The organism is Acidisoma sp. C75, from assembly GCF_054665095.1.
Map to the genome: position 1 here is coordinate 44,456 of NZ_BAAFHD010000002.1, position 22,224 is coordinate 66,679.

The 22,224-nt window shown below is 66.9% G+C and carries 20 protein-coding genes and 1 tRNA gene; 14 read left to right on the top strand and 7 right to left on the bottom strand.

The features are described 5' to 3' along the window. The first annotated feature begins 22 nt into the window (after positions 1–22). From ACYQ7X_RS02490 to ACYQ7X_RS02505, 4 genes are all read left to right on the top strand, one after another. Positions 23–95: transfer RNA gene (locus ACYQ7X_RS02490), tRNA-Ile, on the top strand. Between the two features lie 85 nt (positions 96–180). Beyond that, the gene (ettA, locus tag ACYQ7X_RS02495; RefSeq protein WP_459695254.1) at positions 181–1,860 is read left to right on the top strand and encodes an energy-dependent translational throttle protein EttA; all 1,680 of its coding nucleotides are present in this window, start codon (positions 181–183) and stop codon (positions 1,858–1,860) included. 62 nt (positions 1,861–1,922) lie between these two features. Next, positions 1,923–2,516, top strand: a complete 594-nt coding sequence (locus ACYQ7X_RS02500) for a GNAT family N-acetyltransferase (RefSeq protein ID WP_459695255.1) — start codon at positions 1,923–1,925, stop codon at positions 2,514–2,516. A gap of 115 nt (positions 2,517–2,631) precedes the next feature. Further along, positions 2,632–3,207 (top strand): DUF1013 domain-containing protein, encoded by a 576-nt coding sequence (locus ACYQ7X_RS02505; protein ID WP_459695256.1) that lies wholly within the window; start codon positions 2,632–2,634, stop codon positions 3,205–3,207. A gap of 179 nt (positions 3,208–3,386) precedes the next feature. Here ACYQ7X_RS02505 and ACYQ7X_RS02510 read toward each other — a convergent pair whose 3' ends face one another. Next, positions 3,387–3,563: a YdcH family protein gene (locus ACYQ7X_RS02510; protein ID WP_459695257.1), complete on the bottom strand. Its 177-nt coding sequence runs from the start codon at positions 3,561–3,563 to the stop codon at positions 3,387–3,389. A 180-nt stretch (positions 3,564–3,743) separates the two neighbouring features. On the opposite strand from ACYQ7X_RS02510, the gene ACYQ7X_RS02515 reads away from it, so the two are divergent. The 7 genes from ACYQ7X_RS02515 (at position 3,744) to ACYQ7X_RS02545 (ending at position 9,501) form a co-directional block, all read left to right on the top strand. Beyond that, entirely contained in the window at positions 3,744–3,947 is a 204-nt protein-coding gene (locus tag ACYQ7X_RS02515) for a YdcH family protein (RefSeq protein ID WP_459695258.1), read from the top strand. Positions 3,948–3,956: 9 nt separating this feature from the next. Beyond that, positions 3,957–4,469: a 5-(carboxyamino)imidazole ribonucleotide mutase gene (purE, locus tag ACYQ7X_RS02520; RefSeq protein WP_459695259.1), complete on the top strand. Its 513-nt coding sequence runs from the start codon at positions 3,957–3,959 to the stop codon at positions 4,467–4,469. Then, a complete protein-coding gene (locus ACYQ7X_RS02525) occupies positions 4,466–5,632 on the top strand; it encodes a 5-(carboxyamino)imidazole ribonucleotide synthase (RefSeq protein ID WP_459695260.1) in 1,167 nt (388 codons plus the stop codon). The genes purE and ACYQ7X_RS02525 overlap by 4 nt, the downstream gene beginning before the upstream one ends. Before the next feature lie 188 nt (positions 5,633–5,820). Continuing rightward, on the top strand, positions 5,821–7,752 hold the full coding sequence (thrS, locus tag ACYQ7X_RS02530) for a threonine--tRNA ligase (protein WP_459695261.1): 1,932 nt from the start codon (positions 5,821–5,823) through the stop codon (positions 7,750–7,752). Positions 7,753–7,929: 177 nt separating this feature from the next. After that, positions 7,930–8,472, top strand: a complete 543-nt coding sequence (gene infC / locus ACYQ7X_RS02535) for a translation initiation factor IF-3 (protein WP_459695612.1) — start codon at positions 7,930–7,932, stop codon at positions 8,470–8,472. Between the two features lie 193 nt (positions 8,473–8,665). Then, positions 8,666–8,884 (top strand): translation initiation factor IF-1, encoded by a 219-nt coding sequence (gene infA, locus ACYQ7X_RS02540; protein WP_459695262.1) that lies wholly within the window; start codon positions 8,666–8,668, stop codon positions 8,882–8,884. Continuing rightward, entirely contained in the window at positions 8,881–9,501 is a 621-nt protein-coding gene (locus tag ACYQ7X_RS02545; RefSeq protein WP_459695613.1) for a Maf family protein, read from the top strand. The genes infA and ACYQ7X_RS02545 overlap by 4 nt, the downstream gene beginning before the upstream one ends. A 144-nt stretch (positions 9,502–9,645) precedes the next feature. Here the strand turns inward: ACYQ7X_RS02545 and ahcY are convergent, their stop codons facing one another. Next, positions 9,646–10,965: an adenosylhomocysteinase gene (ahcY, locus tag ACYQ7X_RS02550; protein WP_459695263.1), complete on the bottom strand. Its 1,320-nt coding sequence runs from the start codon at positions 10,963–10,965 to the stop codon at positions 9,646–9,648. A gap of 139 nt (positions 10,966–11,104) precedes the next feature. Between ahcY and ACYQ7X_RS02555 the strand changes: the two genes are divergently transcribed. Then, positions 11,105–14,563 (top strand): acyl-[ACP]--phospholipid O-acyltransferase, encoded by a 3,459-nt coding sequence (locus tag ACYQ7X_RS02555; protein ID WP_459695264.1) that lies wholly within the window; start codon positions 11,105–11,107, stop codon positions 14,561–14,563. An 80-nt stretch (positions 14,564–14,643) separates the two neighbouring features. Here the strand turns inward: ACYQ7X_RS02555 and rho are convergent, their stop codons facing one another. The 5 genes from rho to hemE all read right to left on the bottom strand — a co-directional run bounded on the left by rho (position 14,644) and on the right by hemE (position 19,521). Next, positions 14,644–15,918, bottom strand: a complete 1,275-nt coding sequence (gene rho / locus ACYQ7X_RS02560; protein ID WP_459695265.1) for a transcription termination factor Rho — start codon at positions 15,916–15,918, stop codon at positions 14,644–14,646. 265 nt (positions 15,919–16,183) lie between these two features. Beyond that, complete coding sequence (hemJ, locus tag ACYQ7X_RS02565; RefSeq protein ID WP_459695266.1) at positions 16,184–16,624, bottom strand: protoporphyrinogen oxidase HemJ; 441 nt, start codon at positions 16,622–16,624, stop codon at positions 16,184–16,186. Between the two features lie 20 nt (positions 16,625–16,644). Next, complete coding sequence (locus ACYQ7X_RS02570; protein ID WP_459695267.1) at positions 16,645–17,343, bottom strand: HAD family hydrolase; 699 nt, start codon at positions 17,341–17,343, stop codon at positions 16,645–16,647. Next, positions 17,337–18,485, bottom strand: a complete 1,149-nt coding sequence (gene hemH / locus ACYQ7X_RS02575; protein ID WP_459695268.1) for a ferrochelatase — start codon at positions 18,483–18,485, stop codon at positions 17,337–17,339. The genes ACYQ7X_RS02570 and hemH overlap by 7 nt, the downstream gene beginning before the upstream one ends. A 4-nt stretch (positions 18,486–18,489) precedes the next feature. Then, a complete protein-coding gene (hemE, locus tag ACYQ7X_RS02580) occupies positions 18,490–19,521 on the bottom strand; it encodes a uroporphyrinogen decarboxylase (RefSeq protein WP_459695269.1) in 1,032 nt (343 codons plus the stop codon). 306 nt (positions 19,522–19,827) lie between these two features. Between hemE and ACYQ7X_RS02585 the strand changes: the two genes are divergently transcribed. Continuing rightward, on the top strand, positions 19,828–20,724 hold the full coding sequence (locus tag ACYQ7X_RS02585) for a pyruvate, water dikinase regulatory protein (protein ID WP_459695270.1): 897 nt from the start codon (positions 19,828–19,830) through the stop codon (positions 20,722–20,724). Between the two features lie 30 nt (positions 20,725–20,754). Then, positions 20,755–22,197, top strand: coding sequence for a class I SAM-dependent methyltransferase (locus ACYQ7X_RS02590; RefSeq protein WP_459695271.1), 1,443 nt, complete (start codon positions 20,755–20,757; stop codon positions 22,195–22,197). The last annotated feature ends 27 nt before the right edge of the window (positions 22,198–22,224 follow it).

Here is a 22,224-nt window from a genome sequence, read left to right on the forward strand (position 1 = left end):
CCTCTGGGATACCCCGCAGTCTGCGCCTGTAGCTCAATGGTTAGAGCGGGCCGCTCATAACGGCTTGGTTGCGGGTTCGAGTCCTGCCGGGCGCAGTCCCCGTTCCCGAAGCTCGCGGCGGTTGCCCCGCACCCCGATAATCCCTAGAGCACGGCAACCGCGCGCATACGGAGCAACGCCATGGCCGCCTATCAATATGTCTATGTGATGAAGGATCTGACCAAGGCCTATCCCGGTGGGCGCGAGGTCTTCAAGGGCATCACCCTCTCCTTCCTGCCGGGCGTCAAGATCGGTGTGCTCGGCGTCAACGGCGCCGGTAAATCGACGCTGCTCAAGATCATGGCTGGGATCGACAAGGAATACGGCGGCGAAGCATGGGCGGCGGATGGCGTGCGCGTTGGCTATCTGGAGCAGGAGCCGCAGCTCGACCCGACCAAGACGGTGGGCGAGAACGTGGCCGAGGCCTTCGCCGAGGTAAAGGCGGCGCTCGCCCGCTTCAATGCGATCTCCGAGCGCTTCATGGAGCCGATGGAAGAGGAGGAGATGAACGCCCTCCTCGCCGAGCAGGCGAGCCTGCAGGAGAAGATCGACGCCGGTGACGGCTGGGAGATGGACCGCCGCATTGAGATCGCGCTCGACGCGCTGCGCTGCCCGCCCGCCGATAGCGTGATCGACAAGCTTTCGGGCGGGGAGCGCCGCCGCGTCGCCCTCTGCCGGCTGCTTCTGGAAAAGCCCGATCTGCTGCTGCTCGACGAGCCGACCAACCATCTGGACGCCGAAAGCGTCTCCTGGCTCGAACACACCCTGCGGGAGTATCAGGGCACCGTCATGGTCATCACCCATGACCGCTACTTCCTGGACAATGTGACCAATTGGATCCTGGAAATCGAGCGCGGCCGCGGCTACCCCTTCGAAGGCAATTACTCCTCCTGGCTGGATCAGAAGCGCAAGCGCCTGGCCCAGGAAGAGAAGGAAGAGACTGCCCGCCAGCGGGCGCTCGCCGCCGAAGCCGAGTGGATTTCCTCCTCGCCCCGCGCGCGCCAGACCAAAAGCCAGGCGCGCATCAAGCGCTACGAGGAGATGTTGCAGGCGAGCCAGGAGCGCGCCGGCGGCGTCGCCGAAATCGTCATTCCGCCCGGCCCCCGCCTCGGCGGGCTGGTGATCGAGGCGGTCGAGCTTCAGAAGGGCTTCGGCGATCGGCTGCTCATCGACGGGCTGAACTTCAAGCTGCCGCCGGGCGGCATCGTCGGCGTCATCGGGCCGAATGGCGCCGGCAAATCCACCCTCTTCCGCATGATCATGGGCCAGGAAACGCCGGATGGCGGCAGCCTCAAGATCGGCGAGACGGTGAAGCTCGGCTATGTCGACCAGTCCCGCGACAGCCTCGACCCCAACAAGAACGTCTGGGAAGAGATTTCGGGCGGGACGGACGTGATCCATCTCGGCAAGCGGACGGTGGCCTCTCGCGCGTATGTGGGCGCCTTCAACTTCAAGGGCTCGGACCAGCAGAAGAAGGTCGGCATCCTCTCGGGCGGTGAGCGCAACCGCGTGCATCTCGCCAAGATGCTGCAGAAGGAAGCGAACGTCATCCTGCTCGACGAGCCGACCAACGACCTCGATGTCGATACGCTGCGGGCTCTGGAAGAGGCGCTGGCCGAGTTCCCCGGCTGCGCCGTCATCATCTCCCATGATCGCTGGTTCCTCGATCGTCTGGCGACCCACATCCTCGCTTTCGAGGGGGATAGCCACGTCGAATGGTTCGAGGGCAATTTCCAGGATTACGAAGAGGATAAGCGCCGTCGCCTCGGCCCCCAGGCGACCGAGCCGCATCGCATCAAGTATCGCCCGCTGGCGCGCTGAGGCGGCGGGGCCGCCTTTCCTCCGCTCCCCGCCCTTTCCCGCTCGGCCAAGGAGGCGACGCCGTGAATGCCAGCAACCCGCATGCGGCGCATGAGGGCGGGTGGAACCCCGCCTGGGTGGTGCGCACTGGTCGTCTCGTCATGCGGCCGGTTTCCGGCACCGATGCCGCCGATCTGATGGCCCTGAAGGCGGACCCGCGGGCCTATGCCATGATGCTTGGCGGGGTGCGCGCGCCCTGGCAGGCAGCGGCGGAACTGGCGGATGAAGTGCGCGCCTGGGGGGCGCTCGGCATCGGCCTCTGGGCCGCGCGTGATCGCAAGACGGAGGCCTTCTACGGCGTCGCCGGCATCGTGCCGCGGGCGGATGGGCGGGGCATGGCGCTCCGCTTCGCCTTCTGGCCGGAAGCGCGCGGCCACGGCCTTGCGCGGGAAGCGGCGATCGCCGCCTTGCATTTCGGGCATGAACGGCGCGGCCTCACCCGCATCATCGCGGTCGCGCGGGGGAACAACGCCGCCTCCCTCATGCTGCTCACCAGCATCGGCATGAGCGAGGAGCCCGCCAGCGCCTTCGAGCGGGACGGCTTTCGCATGCAGGTCTTCGTCAGCCACCGGCCGCCCGGTCTGCCGCCGCCCGTATTCCCTGCCCCGCCATCATAACAGGCTTACGCGACTTGACCGGATCGGGGAGCGGCGTCCATATCCGGTTCCGATCCGGACATGAACCGCTTACCTCACATCCGCGTCCACGCGGGTGATTTCAGGTGTTTCGACAATGACCCTTCCTCTGATGCCCAAGGCAACCGCCGTATGGCTGATCGACAAGACCGGCCTGACCTTCGAGCAGATCGCTGATTTCTGCGGCATGCATCCGCTGGAAGTGCAGGCGATCGCCGATGGCGAAGTGGCACAGGGCATCATCGGCTACGATCCGGTAGCCAACAACCAGGTCGCGGCCGAGGATATCGCCCGCTGCGAGCAGGATCCGGGCGCGCGGCTGCGCATCCTCGCCTCCGCTGTGCCGAGCACCAAGAAGACCAAGGGTGGCCGCTACACCCCCGTCGCCAAGCGGAACGACCGGCCCGATGCCATCGCCTTCCTGCTGCGCAACTTCCCGCAGCTGTCCGAGCAGCAGCTCTCCAAGCTGCTCGGCACGACGAAGGAGACGATCCAGAAAGTGCGGGAGCGGAGCCATTGGAACAGCGCCAATATCAAGCCGCGCGACCCGGTGATCCTCGGCCTCTGCAAGCAGAGTGACCTCAATGAAGCGGTTGCCCAGGCGAATGACCGGCTGATCCGCGAGGGCAAGCAGGTGCCGCCGCCGCCGATGCCGGAAAACGACGCCGCCTGACGGAGCGCGGCCCGGCCGCCTCCCCGCCCGAGGTTCAAGGCTCGGCCAGGGCCGAGTGATCGGCCGCGCCCGATCAGCCGCATGAAACAGGGCCTTGCGCAAGCGAAAGGGCAGGCACACGGCCTGCCCTTCTTCTTTTCCGGTCCGGCTGACGCCGCGGCTACCGGCCCGGCTCTCGCTTAATGCCCGGTGCCGTCGGCAAGCCGGCTCATTTCTTCCTTGAGCCGGAGTTTTTCGCGCTTGAGGGAGGTGATGGTGTCGCTGTCCGGGGCAGGTCGGCGATCCTCGGAGGCGAGGCGCGCCTCAATGCTCGCATGGCGGTCTTTCAGCGTTTCCAGACGGGCCTGCAGATTCATGGCAACTCCCTTCTCACAAGCGTGCTGACGATGCCGGCCGCCCTTCGGAGGCCCGGCCGGCAGGGGATGCTACTGCCACCGGACTGTCACATTCCACCGGAAATGCGACCCCTCAAGGCGATTGCATGGGTGCAGATGCGAAGGGTATGAGCGAAGCGACGCCCATGATAAGGCCGTGCAATGCTCTCTGACCGCGATACGCTTTTGCGACGACTGCATGACCTGCGCAGCGAACACCGGGATCTCGACACGGTCATCATCCGGATGAGCGAGCTTGGCGCCCATGATCAGCTCAGCGTGCAGCGGCTCAAGAAGCGCAAGCTCGTGCTGAAGGACGAGATCGCCAAGCTCGAAAGCCGGCTCATCCCTGACAACATCGCCTGACGGACCGCCATGACCAGTGAAAAACCCGCCCTGCCCCTGGTTGGCGTCATCATGGGCAGCCAATCGGACTGGGCGACCATGCGGCACGCGGCCGAAACCCTGGCCGCCCTGCATATTCCGTACGAGACCCGCATCGTCTCCGCCCATCGCACGCCGGATCGCCTCTCCGCCTATGCCAAGGCGGCGCGCGGGCGGGGGCTGCGCGTCGTCATCGCGGGGGCTGGGGGTGCTGCGCATCTCCCCGGCATGTGCGCCTCCTGGACCATCCTGCCCGTGCTTGGCGTGCCGGTCGAAACCCATGCGCTGAAGGGGCTGGATAGCCTGCTCTCGATCGTCCAGATGCCGGGCGGCGTGCCGGTGCCGACTTTCGCCATCGGCCGCGCCGGCGCCATCAACGCGGCGCTGACGGCGGCAGCCATCCTTGCCCTCACCGATCCGATGCTCGCCGAGCGGCTGGAGACTTGGCGCGCCGCGCAGACCGAGGCGGTCGCCGAGGAACCGGCCGAGGAGCCGGCGGCGTGAGGCTGGAGCCGGGCCAGACCATCGGCATCGTGGGCGGCGGCCAGCTCGGCCGCATGTCGGCGATCGCCGCCGCCCGCCTCGGCTTTCGCAGCCACGTGCTGACCGAGGAAGCCGCCGGGCCTGCCGCGCAGGTCGCCTCCGGCGTCACCCTCGGCGCCTATGAGGACGAGGCCGCTCTCCGGCGCTTCGCCGATGCCGTCGATGTTATCACCTTCGAATTCGAGAATGTCAGCGCGGCCGGCCTCGCCCTTCTCGAAGACCGCAAGCCGGTGCGTCCCTCGGCGCGCATCCTCGGCATCAGCCAGGATCGGGTGGCCGAGAAATCCTTCCTGGCCGCCGCCGGCGTGCCGACCGCACCCTGGGCCGAGGTGCGGGACGAAGCCTCCCTCGCCACCGCCATCGCCGCGGTCGGCCTGCCCGGCATCCTCAAGACCAGCCGCCTCGGCTATGATGGGCGCGGCCAGGCGCGGGTCAGCTCGCCTGAACAAGCGCTGGCCGCCTTCCACGCCCTCGCCCCCAAGCCCCTCATCCTCGAAGGCTTCGTCGATTTCGCCTGCGAGGTGAGCGTCATCGTCGCGCGCGGGGCGGATGGCGCGCTCGTCGCTTTCGATACGGTCGAGAACCAGCATCGGGACGGCATCCTCGATCTCACCTTCGCCCCGGCCCGCATCCCGCAAGACCTCGCCGAGGCCGCCCAGGCGCTCGGCCGCCGGGTCGCGGAAGCGCTCGATCTCGTCGGGCTCCTCGCGGTCGAGATGTTCGTCGATCGGGAGGGCGGGCTGCGGGTGAACGAAATCGCGCCACGGCCGCATAATTCCGGACATTGGACGCTCGATGCCTGCCCCGCGAGCCAGTTTGAGCTGCATATCCGCGCGGTCGCCGGCCTGCCGCTGCCGCCCGCGCTGCGGCATTCGGATGCGGTGATGAAAAACCTCGTGGGGCCGGAGGAGATGGCGCTCTGGCCCGCGATCCTCGCGACCCCCGGCCTCATCCCGCATCACTACGGCAAGGCGGAGGCGCGGCCCGGCCGCAAGATGGGCCATGTCAACCGGCTGTTCCCGCGGGATGCGCTGCCCGGGCCCTTCGCCATCGCGGCCGCCCTCGGGCCGCTCGCCACAACGAAGACGGCACCGGAAGCGGAGGCCGCTTCCGGCATCGCGTAACGGCTGCACGCCCCTTCGCCCGCCTCAGCCGCGATGGAGCCGCAGGCCTGAGAGAAAGCGCTCGCGGCGCCGGGGGGGGGCCGCGACGGTGAGCGGCAGGGGTGAGCGGCTGAGGCTTGCGGCGAGGGCGGCCCGCCCCCTAGATAGGCGCCCTTCCGTCCTTCGCGGCTTCAACCGAGAGATTTGCCATGCCCGCCATCACCCTGCCTGACGGCTCCGTGCGACACTTCGCGGGCCCCGTCACCGGCACCACGGTGGCGGCCGATATCGGCCCCGGCCTCGCCCGCGCGGCGCTGGCCATGCGGGTGGACGGCAAGCTCGTCGATCTCTCCCGCAGCATCGAAAGCGATGCCGCCGTCACCTTCGTCACGCGCAAGGACCCCGAGGCGCTGGAGCTTATCCGCCATGACAGCGCCCATGTCCTGGCCGAGGCCGTGCAGGCGCTCTACCCCGGCACGGAGGTAACGATCGGCCCCGCGATCGAGAACGGCTTTTACTACGACTTTGCCCGCAACGAGCCCTTCACCCTCGAAGATCTGCCGAAGATCGAAGCCAAGATGCGCGAGATCGTCGCCGCCCGCCGGCCCTTCACCCGCGAGGTTTGGGAGCGGGATGCGGCGATCGCCTTCTTCCGCGAGCGCGGGGAGCGCTACAAGGCCGAGCTGATCCAGGATCTGCCGGTGACGGAGACGATCACCCTCTATCGCCAGGGGGAGTGGATCGACCTCTGCCGGGGCCCGCATATGCGCGATACCGGCGATGTCGGCACCGCCTTCAAGCTCATGAAGGTCGCCGGCGCCTATTGGCGGGGCGATCACCGCAACGCCATGCTCAGCCGCATCTACGGCACCGCCTGGCGCGACCAGAAGGAGTTGGACGCCTATCTGCAGATGCTGGAAGAGGCCGAGCGGCGGGACCATCGGCGCATCGCCAAGGCGATGGATCTCTTTCATATGCAGGCGGAGGCGCAAGGCTCGATCTTCTGGCACCCGAAGGGCTGGCGCCTCTACCGCACCCTCGAAAGCTACATGCGCCGCCGCCTCGAAGGCGCGGGCTATGACGAGGTGAAGACGCCGCAGCTCGTGGACCGCGCGCTCTGGGAGGCGTCGGGCCATTGGGAGAAGTTCCGCCAGAATATGTTCATCGCCACGGTGGCGGAGGAGCCGGACATCACCCTCGCGCTGAAGCCGATGAACTGCCCCTGCCATGTACAGATCTTCAACCAGGGGCTCCGCTCCTACCGGGAGCTCCCCTGGCGCATGGCGGAATTCGGCTCCTGCCATCGCTACGAGCCCTCAGGCGCGCTGCACGGCATCATGCGGGTGCGCGCCTTCACCCAGGACGACGCGCATATCTTCTGCACCGAAGATCAAATCACGCCCGAGACGGTGCGCTTCGTCGCCCTGCTCTCCTCGATCTACCAGGATCTCGGCTTCGCGGATTTCCGGGTGAAATTCTCCGACCGGCCGGAGATGCGGGCGGGCACGGATGCGGTCTGGGATCAGGCCGAGGCGGCGCTCAAACGCGCCTGCGCCGAGGCCGGGGTGGAGTACGAGCTCAACCCCGGCGAAGGCGCCTTCTATGGCCCGAAGCTCGAATTCGTCCTGCGCGACGCGATCGGGCGGGATTGGCAGTGCGGCACGCTGCAGGTGGATTTCGTGCTGCCGGAGCGGCTCGACGCCGACTATATCGGCGAGGACGGCGCCCGCCATCGCCCCGTCATGCTCCACCGCGCCATCCTCGGCAGCTTCGAGCGTTTCCTGGGCATCCTGATCGAGCAATATGCCGGCCGCTTCCCGCTGTGGCTCGCACCGACGCAGGTCGTCGTCGCGCCCATCGTCTCGGATGCGAACGACTATGCCGAAGAGGTGGCCGCATCGCTCCGCGCCGCCGGCCTTCAGGTGGCAACCGATCTGCGCAACGAGAAGATCAACGCCAAGGTGCGGGAGCATAGCCTCGCGCTCGTGCCGGTCATCGCGGTGGTCGGCCGGCGGGAGGCCGAGCGGCGCGAGGTCAGCCTCCGCCGCCTCGGCACGGAAGGGCAGGAGGTGCTCGGGCTGGACGAGGTGGTAACGCGGCTCTGCGCGGAAGCGACCGCGCCCGATCTGCGGCGCGGGTAAAAAAAAGCCGCCACCCAGCGGGTGGCAAGGCAGGCTTGATCATGTCCCTCTTGCGGATGAGGGGCATGATCCCCGATATAGGTTCGGGTTTTTAAGGATTTCGGTTGAGAGTGGCGATAAAGCCACCCTTCCGCCAACCATCCGGACCGACCGCCTCAACAATGACAGGAGAGCTCCATCCCTAGGCCACCCCAAGCCCCGACGACACCCCCGCGCGGCGACGGCCCCCGCGTCAACGAGGAAATCCGCTCGCCTCAGGTTCGCCTGATCGATCAGGATGGCGAGATGCTCGGCGTGATGACCGCCCGCGATGCGCTGCAGCGCGCCTTCTCGGTCGGCCTCGATCTGCTGGAAATCAGCCCGAACGCCGAACCGCCCGTCGTCAAGATCCTCGATTACGGCAAGTTCAAATACGAGCAGCAAAAGAAGAAGAACGAAGCGCGCAAGCGCCAACGGGTTATCGAGATCAAGGAAATCAAGGTCCGCCCGAATATCGACGAGAACGATTACCAGGTGAAGCTGCGCGCCATGAAGTCCTTCATCGAGGAGGGCGACAAGGTGAAGGTCACGCTGCGCTTCCGCGGGCGCGAGATGGCGCATCAGGATATCGGCGTGCGCGTGCTTGAGCGGATCCGCGCGGATATGGATCAGCAGACCAAGGTCGAGCAGATGCCGAAGATGGAAAACCGCCAGATGGTGATGGTGCTCAGCCCGCGCTGAGCCCCCTCACGCCCATCGTTTTGGCGGCGGCTTTCGGAGCGTTCCGGCTCAGCCGGGGCAGGCGGGCTCTGCTTGGGGAGAGTGACAGCCCTGAGCGGCCGCCTCGCCTCGCAGCCGACGTAATGCTTGACCCTGGCGGTGGGCCGCGCCATTTACTGCTACGTTCCATCATCCAGAGGATAATGACCGATCAATGTCAAAAGAAGACATGATCGAGTTTAGCGGCATGGTTTCGGAGCTTCTGCCCAACGCCATGTTCCGCGTCAAACTCGATAATGACCATGTGATCCTTGCCCATACCAGCGGCAAGATGCGCAAGAACCGGATTCGTGTCCTCGCGGGGGACCGCGTGAACGTCGAGATGACGCCCTATGACCTGACCAAGGGCCGCATCACCTTCCGGTACAAATAATCAGCGACCGCCCGCCCCGCGGCCTGGTTCTGGCCTCCGCCAGCCCCCGCCGCCTTGAGCTTCTCGCGCAAATCGGACTGACGCCGGAGCTGATCCTCGCGCCGGATGTCGATGAGACGCCGCGCCCGCGCGAGCTACCGCGCCCCTATGCGCAGCGCATCGCCGCCGACAAGGCGCTGGCCATCGCGAGCCGCCTACCCGATCGCCCGATCCTCGCCGCCGATACCGTGGTCGCCGCAGGTCGCCGCATCCTGCCTAAGGCGGAGGATGAGGCCACGGCCCGCGCCTGCCTGACCCTCCTCTCCGGCCGGCGCCATCAGGTGCATACCGCCGTCGTGCTCGCGCTGCCAAGCCTAGCGGATGGTCGCCCACAGCCGCCGCTCAGGCGCAAGCTCGTTTCCTCGGTCGTCACCTTCGCGCGGCTCAGCGAGCGTGAAATCGCCGCCTATCTCGCGAGCGGGGAATGGCGGGGCAAAGCCGGCGGCTATGCCATTCAGGGGCGGGCTGCGCGCTTCATCCGCTATCTCGGCGGCAGCTATTCCGCCGTGGTCGGCCTGCCTCTGCACGAGACGGCGCAGCTCCTGGGGGTTTGCGGCAGCGGGCAGCCAGTGGGCTGAGCCGATCGGGTCGATAGGCTCGCCGCCCGGCCGCGTGGGCCCCGGGCGGGCGGCCGCGCGCGGCCTTCCTTCGGCCGAACCTTTGAGGGACCGGCCCGCGGCGCTGTTCCGCGGGCCGGCCTCCCAAGGGAGGTCGTCCCTCCCTCAGTAGCGATAGAGATCGTGCTTGAAGGGGCCGTTGACGCCGGCGGCGCCGATATACTCGGCCTGCTTCGGCGTCAGCTTGGTCAAGGCCGCGCCGACTTTCGCGAGATGCAGCGCCGCCACCTTCTCGTCCAGCACCTTCGGCAGGGTATAGACGCGCTTCTCATAGGTGCCGGGCTTCGCCGTCCAGAGTTCGATCTGCGCCAGCACCTGGTTGGTGAAGGAGGCGGACATCACGAAGCTCGGATGCCCGGTCGCATTGCCGAGGTTCACCAGCCGCCCCTCGCTCAGCACAATCAGGCGCTTGCCGTCCGGGAAGATCACCTCATCCACCTGCGGCTTCACATTGTCCCACCGGTAGTTGCGCAGCGCCTCGATCTGGATCTCGCTGTCGAAATGGCCGATGTTGCAGACGATGGCGCGGTTCTTCATCGCCCGCATATGCTCGATGGTGATCACGTCGATATTGCCGGTCGCGGTCACGAAGATATCGCCGCGCGGCGCTGCGTCTTCCATCGTCACCACCTCATAGCCTTCCATCGCCGCCTGCAGGGCGCAGATGGGATCGGCTTCCGTCACCAGTACGCGGCAGCCGCCGTTGCGCAAGGATGCGGCGGACCCCTTGCCGACATCGCCGAAGCCCGCGACGACGGCGACCTTGCCGGCGAGCATCACGTCCGTTCCACGGCGGATGGCGTCCACCAGGCTTTCGCGGCAGCCGTAGAGGTTGTCGAACTTCGACTTGGTCACGCTGTCGTTGACGTTGATGGCCGGCACCAGGAGCTTGCCCTCCTTCGCCATCTCCCACAGGCGATGCACGCCGGTCGTCGTCTCTTCCGAGATGCCGCGCACATCGGCCAGCATCTCGGGGTATTTCTGGTGCATGAGAACGGTGAGGTCGCCGCCGTCGTCGAGGATCATGTTCGGCGTCCAGCCGTCCGGCCCGCGCACCGTCTGCTCGATGCACCACCAGAATTCCTCCTCATTCATCCCCTTCCAGGCGAAGACCGGGATGCCCGCAGCGGCGATGCCAGCGGCGGCATGATCCTGGGTCGAGAAGATATTGCAGGATGACCAGCGGACGGTGGCGCCGAGCGCCACCAGCGTTTCGATCAGCACGGCCGTCTGGATCGTCATATGCAGGCAGCCGGCGATGCGCGCGCCGGCGAGCGGCTTCGTCGCGCCGTATTCGGCGCGTAGCGCCATCAGGCCGGGCATCTCGTCCTCGGCCATCGAGATTTCCTTCCGCCCCCAATCGGCGAGGCTGAAATCACGTACCTTGAAATCTTCCGCGGGGGAGGTGATGGCAGTATCGGGCATGGCTCTCGGTTCCGTTCAATCCTTGCAGCCGATCTAGCCGAGGCGGCGGTCTCTGGGAAACCATATTCCGCATGGCAGGTGCCGGGCCGGCTCCGTCGGCCGACGCAGGCCGTAGGAACAACAGGGCGTTTGGGGTGAGATGAGCGCCGGAGCAGAATGGGAAAGCAGGATGATCCGCTGGCTGCTGACGCAGCGCCGCTTCGCGCCGCTGTTCTGGTGTCAATTTTTCGCCGCCTTCAATGACAATTTCCTGAAGAATGCGCTGCTGTTTCTCATCCTCTGGGGCAAGCTCGGGGGAGGTGTGGGCGCGGGCGAGCCGCCGCACACGGCCAATGCGCTGATCACCCTCGCTGGGGCGGTCTTTATCCTACCCTTCTTCCTGCTCTCCGCCCTCGGCGGCGAGATGGCGGATCGCTACGACAAGGCGCGGCTCGCCCAGGGTATCAAGCTCGTCGAAATGGCCGTCGCCATTCTCGCGGTCGTGGGTTTCCTGCTTCAGAGCATCCCGCTTCTCTTCCTCGCCCTCTTTGCCTTCGGGGTGCTCTCCGCGCTCTTCGGCCCCGTCAAATACGCGATCCTGCCGGACCATCTGCCGCGCGAGGCGCTGACGGCGGCCAATGCGCTGGTGGAGGGCGCGACCTTCCTCGCCATCATCGGCGGCACGGCGGCGGGCGGCCTCGCCTCCACCCTGCCCTTCGGCCCGCTCGTGCTGGCAAGTGCCGTGCTGCTCTGCGCGGTGCTGAGCTGGCTCGCCGCCCGCCGCATCCCGAAAACCGGGGAGGCGGCGCCCGATCTCCGCATCCGCCGCAATATCCTCGCCTCCACCTTCGGGCTGGTGGGGGAGTTGCGTGGCGATCGGCGCATCTTCTGGGCGGCACTCGCCAATGCCTGGTTCTGGCTCGTCGGCGCCATCGCGCTCGGCCTGATGCCGGGTCTCATCAAGCAGTCTCTCGGCGGCAGCCGGGAAACGGCGACCTTCGCCCTGCTGCTCTTCTGCGTCGGCATCGCCGCCGGCTCGCTGCTGACCGCGCAGCTCATCGGCCGCCGGGTGAGCCTGCTGCCGGCAGTGCTCGGCACCGCCCTGGTGGGCGCCTTTCTCTGCGATCTCTGGCTGACGACGGCGGGCGCCCATGGCCGGGCCGATCTCACCCGCCATGTCTTCCTCGATCTCGTGCTTGTCTCGGCCGCCGGCGGGCTGCTCGCGGTACCGAGCTTCGCCGCCATCCAGGCCTGGGCGCGGCCTGACCATCGCGCCCGCGCGGTGGCAGGGGCCAATGTCGTCTCGGCCGCCGGCATGGCGATCGGCGCCCTCGGCGCCGCCGTGCTGCTCGGCTTGGGCCTCGGCGTGCCGCTCATCTTCGGCCTGCTCGGCCTCGGCTCCTTGGCCGTCGCCGCGGCCATGCTCGTCACGGTGCCGCTCCGCCGGCTGCCAGACCTGCTCTGGCTGCTCCTCCGGCTTCTCCATCGGGTGGAGATCCGGGGCGCCGAGCACCTCCGGCCGCAGGCTGCGGGCGCCATCATCGCGGTCGCTCATACGAGCTGGCTCGATGCGCTGGTCACCCTCGCCATCCTCGAAACGCCGCCGGTCTTCGTGGTCGAGCGGTCCTTCCTCCGCCGGCCCTGGATGCGCTTCCTCCGCCGCTTCGGGCAGCCCTTCGCTGAGACCATCTGGATCGGCACCGACCAGCCAATAATGGCCACCCGCCGGCTGCTGCGCGCACTGCGAGAAGGCCGTAGCCTCGTGATCTTCCCGGAAGGCCGCCTCGGCATCGCCGGCGCGCATATGAAGGTGGACGAAGCGGCCGCGCTCATCGCGGCGCGGAGCGGGGCGCCCGTCCTCGCGCTCCATCTCGACGGGGCGGAGCACTCGCTCCTCTCCCGCGTGCCGCAGCATCAGGTTCGCCGCCGGCTCTTCCCGAAGCTGCGCATCACCGCCCTGGCCGCCGAGCCTCTTGCGTTACCGCAAGGGCTGAGCGGCAGGCCGCTCCGCGCCGCAGCGGTCGCGGCCCTGCATCGCCGGATGATCGAGGCGGAGTGGCAGGCAGCCCCGCGGGATGGCACGCTCTTCGCCGCCATCGCCACGGCTGCCCATCGCCACGGCCTCAGCCGCACCGCCTGCGAGGATCCGCTCTCGGGCAAGCTGACCTATCGCCGCCTCTTCACCGGTGCCGCTGTCCTCGGCCGCGCGATCCTGCCTTTCACCGAGGCGGGCGAGGCGGTCGGCGTGCTGATGCCGAGTGCGAATGCGACCTTCGCGCTGCTGCTCGGCCTCTCCTCTGCCCGCCGCGTGCCGACCTTGCTGAACTTCACGGCCGGCGTCGCCAATACCCTGCATGCCTGCCATGCCGCCCAGATCCGCACCATCCTTACCTCGCGCGCCTTTATCGCCAAGGCGGGGCTCGAAGCCCTCATCGAGGGGATCGAGGCGGCGCCCCCGGCCGAACGGCCGCGCTTCGTCTATCTCGAGGATCTGCGGAAGGAGATCGGCCTCACCGCCAAGCTGCGCGGCCTCGCCCAAGGCACCCGGCCGTTGCTCAGCGGTGGCGGCGCTGGCGACCGGGCCGCGATCGTCTTCACCTCCGGCTCGGAAGGGCGGCCCAAGGGCGTCGTCATCAGCCAGGGCGCGATGCTGGCCAATATCGCCCAGGTTGCGGCGGTGATCGAATACGGCCGGGCGGACCGGATTTTCAACGTCCTGCCGCTCTTCCATTCCTTCGGCCTTACCGCGGGGTTCCTGCTCCCCCTCGCCCATGGGGTGCCGATCTTCAGCTATCCCTCCCCACTGCACTACAAGACAATTCCGGAACTCGTGCGCAAAACCGGGGCGACCGTGCTCTTCGGCACCGATACCTTCCTCATGGGCTATGCCCGCAATGCCGAGCCCACGGATTTCCGCACCCTGCGCTTCTGCGTCGCCGGAGCGGAGCCGGTGAAATCCGCGACGCAGCGGCTCTACACTGAGAAGTTCGGGGTGCGGATTCTGGAGGGCTACGGCGTCTCGGAAACCGGGCCGGTGCTCGCCCTGAATACGCCGCGCGCCAATCGCTTCGGCAGCGTCGGGCGTCTGCTGCCGGGGATCGAGGCGCGCTTGGAGGCGGTGGCCGGGATTGCCGAGGGCGGGCGGCTTTCGGTGCGCGGGCCGAACATCATGCTCGGCTATCTGATGGGGGAGCAGCCCGGCGCGATCCACCCGCCGCCTGAAGGCTGGCATGATACGGGCGATATCGTGCGGATCGACGGCGATGGCTTCCTCAGCATCCTCGGCCGCGCCAAGCGCTTCGCCAAGCTCGGCGGGGAGATGGTCTCCCTTGCCGCGATCGACCGGCTGGCCGCCGATCTCTGGCCGGACGCGCTCTCGGTCGCGACCCATCTGCCTGATCTGCGGAAAGGTGAGCGCATCGTGCTGCTGACCGAGAGCGAGGCGGCGAGCAGGGCTGCCTTCATCCTCTTCGCTCGCGCGCAAGGCGCCTCTGATCTGATGATCCCGGCCGAGATCCGGCGCGTCGCCTCAATCCCGCTGCTCGGCTCCGGCAAGGTCGATTTCGCGGCGGCCGAGCGGCTGGCCCGCGCGACGAGCCTGGACGAATCGGCCGCCTGAGGCGGGGGGCGGCGTGGGAGCTGCGGAGGCGCCACGCCCGCGGGTGGAGCACCCGCGGGTGAGAGCACGATCGGTCTCTCTCAGGTATTCATCGCGTCGAAGAAATCCTGGTTCGTCTTGCTGTATTTCAGCTTGTCGAGCAGGAATTCCATCCCGTCGGTCGAGCCCATCGGGTTGAGGATGCGTCGCAGCACCCACATTTTCGAGAGGGTCGCGCGCTCCACCAGAAGCTCTTCCTTACGGGTGCCGGACTTGGTGATGTCAATCGCCGGGAAGGTCCGCTTGTCGGAGATCTTACGGTCGAGGATGAGCTCCGAATTGCCGGTGCCCTTGAACTCTTCGAAGATCACTTCATCCATGCGGCTGCCGGTATCGATCAGCGCGGTCGCGATAATGGTGAGGCTGCCGCCTTCCTCGATATTGCGCGCAGCACCGAAGAAGCGCTTCGGGCGCTGCAGCGCGTTGCTGTCCACACCACCGGTCAACACCTTGCCGGAGCTCGGCACCACGGCGTTATAGGCGCGGGCAAGGCGGGTGATGCTATCGAGCAGAATGACGACGTCGCGCTTATGCTCCACCAGCCGCTTGGCCTTCTCGATGACCATCTCCGTCACCTGCACGTGGCGGGCGGCCGGCTCGTCGAAGGTCGAGCTGATGACCTCGCCCTTCACGCTGCGCGCCATGTCGGTCACTTCCTCGGGCCGCTCGTCGATCAGCAGAACGATGAGAAAGACCTCGGGGTGGTTGGCGGAAATGGAACTCGCGATGCTTTGCAGCATCACCGTCTTGCCGGTGCGGGGAGGTGCTACGATCAGCGCGCGCTGGCCCTTGCCGATGGGGGCGATGAGGTCGATCACGCGGGGCGTATAGTCCTTCTGCGCACCCTTGATCGCCGGAGGAGGAATCTCGACTTCCATCTTCAGCCGCTCGTTCGGATAGAGCGGGGTCAGATTGTCGAAATTGGTGCGATGGCGAACCGCTTCCGGCGCCTCGTAGTTGATCGTGTTGATCTTGTACATGGCGAAGTAGCGTTCGCCGTCCTTCGGCGCGCGGATCTGGCCTTCCACGGAATCGCCCGTGCGCAGGCCGTAGCGCCGCACCTGATGCGGACTCACATAGATATCATCCGGCCCCGGCAGGTAGTTCGATTGCGGGCTGCGCAGAAAGCCGAAACCGTCGGGCAGGATTTCGAGCGTCCCTTCGCCGTGAATTGCCTGATCATTTTCCGCCAGGCTCTTCAAAATTGCGAACATCATCTCCTGCTTGCGCAGCGATGAGGCGTTCTCGATCTGGAGCGACTCGGCGAGGCTGAGCAGATCCGTCGGGCTTTTTGCTTTGAGTTCGGCGAGGTGCATGGGTGCGCCTTTGGGGTGGTCTCTGGTCCCGCCTATAAGAGGCCGGACGATCGATTCACGGGAAAAGGGTGGAGGGGGAAAACGGCACGGGCTGGAGATCTGCTTGGCTCAGTCCCAGAAAGGGCGCGCCATGGAGCGAATATAGGAATCCACTCACCCAGATTTTCCTATGAATTGGCGTGTCCGGCGGGGGAAGTCAACCCCCCGGCAGAAGGGGCGAAGGCCGCGCGGCAAAATAACGCGCGCGTCATCGCCCCTTGGCCTATCAGAAAGGTTTCACGACGACCATGATGACGATGATGATCATCAGCACCGTCGGCACTTCATTGGCGAAGCGATAGAAGCGCTCCGGCCGACGATTGCGGTCGTTCAGAAAGTCCTTCCGCCATTTCGAGAGCGCGCCGTGAAAGCCGCTCAGCAGCAGAACCGAGAGGAGCTTCACATACCACCAGCCCTGGCTCCAGAGCACGACGCCAGGGGTTAGCACCAGCAGGATGCCGAACACCCAGGTTGCGATCATCGCCGGGTTGATGATCTGCTTGAAGAGCCGCCGTTCCATGATCTTGAACCGCTCGCTCTCGGTCGATCCCGGGGCCACCTGGCAGTGATAGACGTAGAGGCGCGGCAGGTAGAACATCCCTGCCATCCAGGCGATCAGGCTGATGATGTGGAGCGCCAAGGTCCAGGGATAGAGCGTGACGAGCATCGTCCGTTTCTCCGCGCCGTTCAGCGAAAACCAAGGAGGCCGGGCAGCAGGGCCATGTCCCGGAAGATGCCCGCACCTTCGGCCGCCAGTTCATGGCCATCGGCATGCGGGCTATAGCCGAGGCAACTCATCCCTGCCAGGCGCGCCGCCTGGGTGCCGGGGATCGAATCCTCGATCACCAGGCAGCGGGCGGGCGGCACCCCACCGGCCTCAGCCGCCGCCAGGAAGAGATGCGGATCGGGCTTGCCGTTGAGGCCAATCGCCAGCATGTCCTCCGCGCTGTGCAAGCGCCCGTGGACGAGGTCGGTCAGACCCGTGCGGCCGAACTTCACCGCCATCTCGGCATGGCTGGAATTGGAGGCGACGCGCCAGGCCATTCCCGCCGCCGTCAGCCGACGGAGCGTCTCCGGCGCGCCAGGGATCGCCTCAACCTCCTCGGCCAGCGCCGCCACCATCGCGCTTGAGAAGCGGGCGCCGAAATCCTCCGGCACCGGCCGGCCGGTCGCGGCTTCGGTGCGGCGGATGATGTCCCGCAAGGAGGTGCCGAGGAATAGCACCTCGCATTCCTCCGCGCTGATCTGCCATCCGAGGCCGTGCAGGAAGCGAGAGAGCACGACGCTCGCCAGCCGCTCACTGTCGATCAGCACACCGTCGCAATCGAAGATGACGAGTTCGACCGGCGCCACCCGCCGGGCAAGAAGATCCGAAGCTGTCAGCATGCCGGGGCTTCTAGGCCCTTCACCGCAGCTTGGCCAGCCGCCCCGCTGCCGGCGGACGTGCTGCCCGCGCGCACGAAGGGGCAATCGCCATGCGCGGCCGGGCAGGCTGGCCCCCCCGCCGCGCTGCAAAGCCCCGGCCCGCGCGCCAGCGCCCGCCGCGCGAGGTCGGCGAGGGCTGCGATGAATCCCGGATCGTCATTCTGCACCGGCACGCGGAAATAGCCGGGCACCCCGTGCTTCTCGGCCAGTTCGCGATACTCGATATCGAGTTCGACCAGGGTTTCCGAATGGTCCGAGACGAAGGCGACCGGCACCACCACCACCGCCGTGCCGTCTCGTCCGGCCTGCATCACCGCCTCGTCCGTGCTCGGCCCGAGCCATTTTTGCGGCGTCGCACGAGACTGGTAGCAGACGATACTGTCGATCTCGGGCTCCCGCAGCCGGCTCTGGATGGCCGCGGCATAACGCTCGATCTGGAACTGATAGGGGTCGCCCCGTTCGATGATCACCTCGGGCAGGCCATGGGCCGAAAAGAGCACCCGGATCGGAACATCGGGCGGCAGAGCCGCCCGCGCCTCGTCGATCTTGGCCTGGGTCAGCGCCGCGGCATTGGCGGCCAGGGCACCGTCATCGAAATAGCAGCAGAGCGTCGTCGTCGGCGCGGCGAGCCCCGCTCGGGCTGCCGCCTCGCGCCAGGCGCTCAGGGAACTGCCGGTCGTCGTCGTCGAGAAGTGCGGATAGAGCGGCAGCAGGAGAACCGCATCCGGCCCCCAGGCTTTCACCGCGCGGGCCGCCGCATCGCTGAAAGGGTGCCAGTAGCGCATGGCGATGAAGCATTTGGCCTGCATCTCCCCACCGAGCGCTGCTTCGAGCGCCTGAGCTTGCGCGGTCGTCAGCGGCAGCAGCGGCGAGCCGCCGCCCATCAGCCGGTAGTTCTCCTTCGCCGCCGGCACCCGCCGATGGGCGATGAGCCGCGCGAGGAAGGGGCGGATGAAGGGAGGTACCCGCAGGATCGCAGGATCGGTGAAGAGGTTGAGAAGGAAGGGCCGCACCGCCTCCTGGTTGTCCGGCCCGCCGAGGTTGAAGAGAACGATGGCGACCTTGCGGCCTCCCGCCTCTGCCAGCCGAACGCCCTGGTCCATTCCCTCAGCCCTTTCGCACGCGTTGAACGAGATCCGCCACATGCTCGGGCGGCGTCTGCGGCAGAACGCCATGGCCGAGGTTGAAGATGAAGGGGCGGTTTTGCATGGCGGAGAGGATCGCATCGGCTTCCCGCAGCATCGCATCCCCGCCGGCGACCAGCGCGAAAGGATCGAGATTGCCCTGCAAGCCTCGATCCTCCCCCACCATGCGGCGCAGGATAGCGGGATCGGTGGCAGTATCCATCCCAATCGTATGCACCCCCGTCTCCGCCGCATAGGCGCCGATCATGGTGCCGGCGAGGCGGGGGAAGCCGATGATCGGCACGCCAGGATGACGCTCGCGCAAAGCGCCGGCGATCCGCCGCGTCGGCGCGATCACATGGCGGGCGAAGGCGCTCGGTGAAAGCAGGCCGGCCCAGCTGTCGAACAGCATCACCGCCTCGGCCCCTGCCTCGATCTGCGCCGACAGGTAGGTGATGCTGCATTCGGTGAGGATATCGATCAGCAGCGAGAAGGTCTCCGGCATTCCCGCCGCCATCCGCCGCGTCGCCGCGAACTCCTTCGACCCGCCGCCTTCCACCATGTAGCAGGCGACCGTGAAGGGGGCGCCGACGAAGCCGATCAACGCCGTCTCGGGATGCGCCTCGGCGAGTGCCGCGCGGGTTTTCCAGATCGTTTCCAGCACCGGCGCGGTCTTGGCGAGGAAGCCGAGATGGTCCAGCGCGCGAACTTCATCCACAGAGGTGATGGGCGGCAGCCTTGGCCCTTGGCCTTCACTGAAGGTCAGACCGCGGCCGAGTGCCCAGGGCAGGATCAGAATATCGCTGAAGAGGATCGCCCCATCCATGCCGAAGCGGCGGATCGGCTGCAGCGTCGCTTCCGAAGCAAGCGCGGGCGAGAGACAAAACTCAACAAAATCAGGAACTTGAGCGCGAAGAGCGCGATATTCCGGGAGATAGCGTCCGGCCTGGCGCATGAGCCAGATCGGGGGAGGCCAGGCAATTTCACCCTGGGCTGCGGTCAGAAGTCGTTTCACGGTTTTCCCCAAACAAGCGCTATCTGCTCCTCTAAGAGATAAAGAACTTAAGTGGGTTGGGGTAGGAGATGGGGGTGAGAGAGTCGGGGTACCCGGTCCGCCCAATTTTTGTCCCCAAGGTTTTCCACAGCCTCCGAGCCGGATAGATGGCTGTTTTTTCTAAAGACTTCGTGAAGCCTCAGCGAATCGGCAAGAGAGCCGTACACATCTGCACAGCACGGCCCGTCTGACCGGTTATCCGCCCTGAGCCGACGGCCGACCCCGCGCGCCTCGCCTTTTCCCCGTTATCCCCGTTATGATCACAAGATGTCCCCACACCGGCTGAACCTCCACCTCGTCTCCGACGCGACTGGCGAAACCCTCAATTCGATCGTCCGCGCGACGACGGTGCAGTTCGAGCATCTGCACATCGTGCCGCATCGCTGGAGCCTCATCCGCACTCGCTTCCAGCTCCACCGCGTGCTGGACGGGATCGAGGCCGAGCCCGGGCCGGTGCTTTCCACCCTGCTCGAAAAGGCGCTGCGGAATGATCTGGATATGGCGTGCGCCCGCCTCGGCGTGCCGATCGTCCATGTGCTCGATCAGGTGATGACGATGCTGCAGGACCATCTGGGCGAGAAAGCTTCCGCCCGGCCTGGCCGGCAATATACGCTCGATGCCGATTACTTCCGCCGGATCGACGCCATCCACTTCGTCCTCGCCCATGACGACGGGCAGGCCCAGGCGGGGGTTGCGGAAGCCGATGTCATCCTCGTCGGTGTCTCCCGCTCATCCAAGACGCCGACCTCCTTCTATCTTGCCAACCGCGGCATCAAGGCGGCCAACATCCCGCTGGTGCCGGGGATCGACATGCCGGCGGCGCTCGATCATCCGCATTGCCCGGTGGTTGGCCTCACCCTGGATCCGACGTCGCTGATCGATATCCGGCGCCATCGCCTGCGTATGCTCGGAACCGGCACCGGCGCGCATACCGATCGCGGCGACTATACCGATCTCGAGGCGGTCACGGCGGAATTGCTCTGGGCGAAGCGGCTCTGCGCGAGCCGCGGCTGGCCGGTGATCGATGTTTCCCGGCGTTCGATCGAGGAAACGGCCGCGACCATCATCCAATTGATGGATGCCTGGGAGCAGAGGCGCCAGAAGGCCAAGGCGGCATCCGCAGCGGCCACCTCGCCTGAACCCCCCTCCCCGTCGCACGCGTAAGGGCCGCTCATGCATCCTCCGGCTCCAGGCTTGGCCGAGCTGCTCCCGCGGCTTCGTGCGCATCCGAAGGTCGCCGATCTGGCGGTGATGGATGCCGGGGTGGATCGGCCGCCCTTCATCCTGGTGCTGCCGGACCGCGCATGGCTGGGCGATGCGCTGCGGGAACAGGCGGCCGCCGCGAGCGAAGACGTGTTGCGCGGCTGGGAGGCACTCTACGATCTCTCCTACGATCGCTCCGCCACGCAGGAGGGGCCCAATTTCGACGTCTGGACGGATAGTTTCAGCCGCAAGCCGATCCCAATTGCCGAGATGCAGGCTTGGCTTGCCGAGACCGCCGACCGCATCCTGAGCTTGCCGCATGAGGATGTGATGGAGATCGGCTGCGGCACCGGCCTCATCCTGCAAGCGGTGGCGGCGCACTGCCGGAGCTACCGGGCGAGCGATCTCTCGCAGGTTGCGGTCAGCCGGCTCTCCGGCTGGGTCGCAACTCAGCCCGGGCTCAGCCATACGGCGCTACGGCACGCACCCGCCCATCTGGCGACCGGGCCGGCAGGATCCGATGCCGAGCAGGTCGATCTCGTCATCCTGAATTCCGTCATCCAGTATTTCCCCGATGGCGCCTATCTCACCCGTGTTCTGCAGGCCGCCTGGGACGTTCTGCGACCGGGCGGCCACCTCTTCATCGGCGATGTGCGCTGGAAGAATCTTCTGCCCGTCTTCGTCACCGCGATCGAGCGGGCCAGGGCGCCCGAGGGTATGACGGCCGGGGCGTTGCGCGAGGCGATCGCCCGGCGGCTCGCCGCGCAGTCGGAACTCGTCGTCGATCCGGACTTCTTCGAAGCCTTCGCCCATGCTCGGGGCGGCGCGGTGGCGTGCTGGCTGAAGCCGGGGCAGAGCCAGGTGGAGATGACGCGCTTCCGCTATGATGCCGTACTGCAAAAGCCGCCTGCGCCGGCGACCGTCAAAGCGCCCCCGCCGCTGGCGGTGGATCGCGCAAGCTTTCACGCCATGCTGAAGGCAGAGCCGCGGCGAGGCGCCGCCCTCCTGATGCCCGGCAATGCCCGGGTCGCTGCGGATTGCGCCTGGCATGCGGCGCTGATGGCGGCGGGGCCGGAGGCCGATCTGGCTTCACTGGCGGCCGTGGCAGGGGTTGTGCCGCTCGGGGATCCGGCGGCGATTGCGGCGGAGGTCCAGGCAATGGCTGGGCTTGACTGCGTGATCGAGGCGCGGGCTTCGGAGACCGGCGGGTTTCTCATCCGCGCCGGCAAGGATCTCGCGCGCCTCCGCGTGCCCCAGGCGCAGCTGCCTTTGCCCCTCCACCTCAACTCTCCGGCCGAGATCATGCTGCTCAAGGATCTGTCTTTCGATCTGCTCGACGCGGCGGAGGAGGCGGTTGCCGACTGGCCCGAGCCGCCCTCGATCATCCCGCTCTGCGAGGAGGATTACCTCCGCCTGACGGGGCGCGGTCTCTAGATTGCGTCAGAACCCGCCTGAATCGCC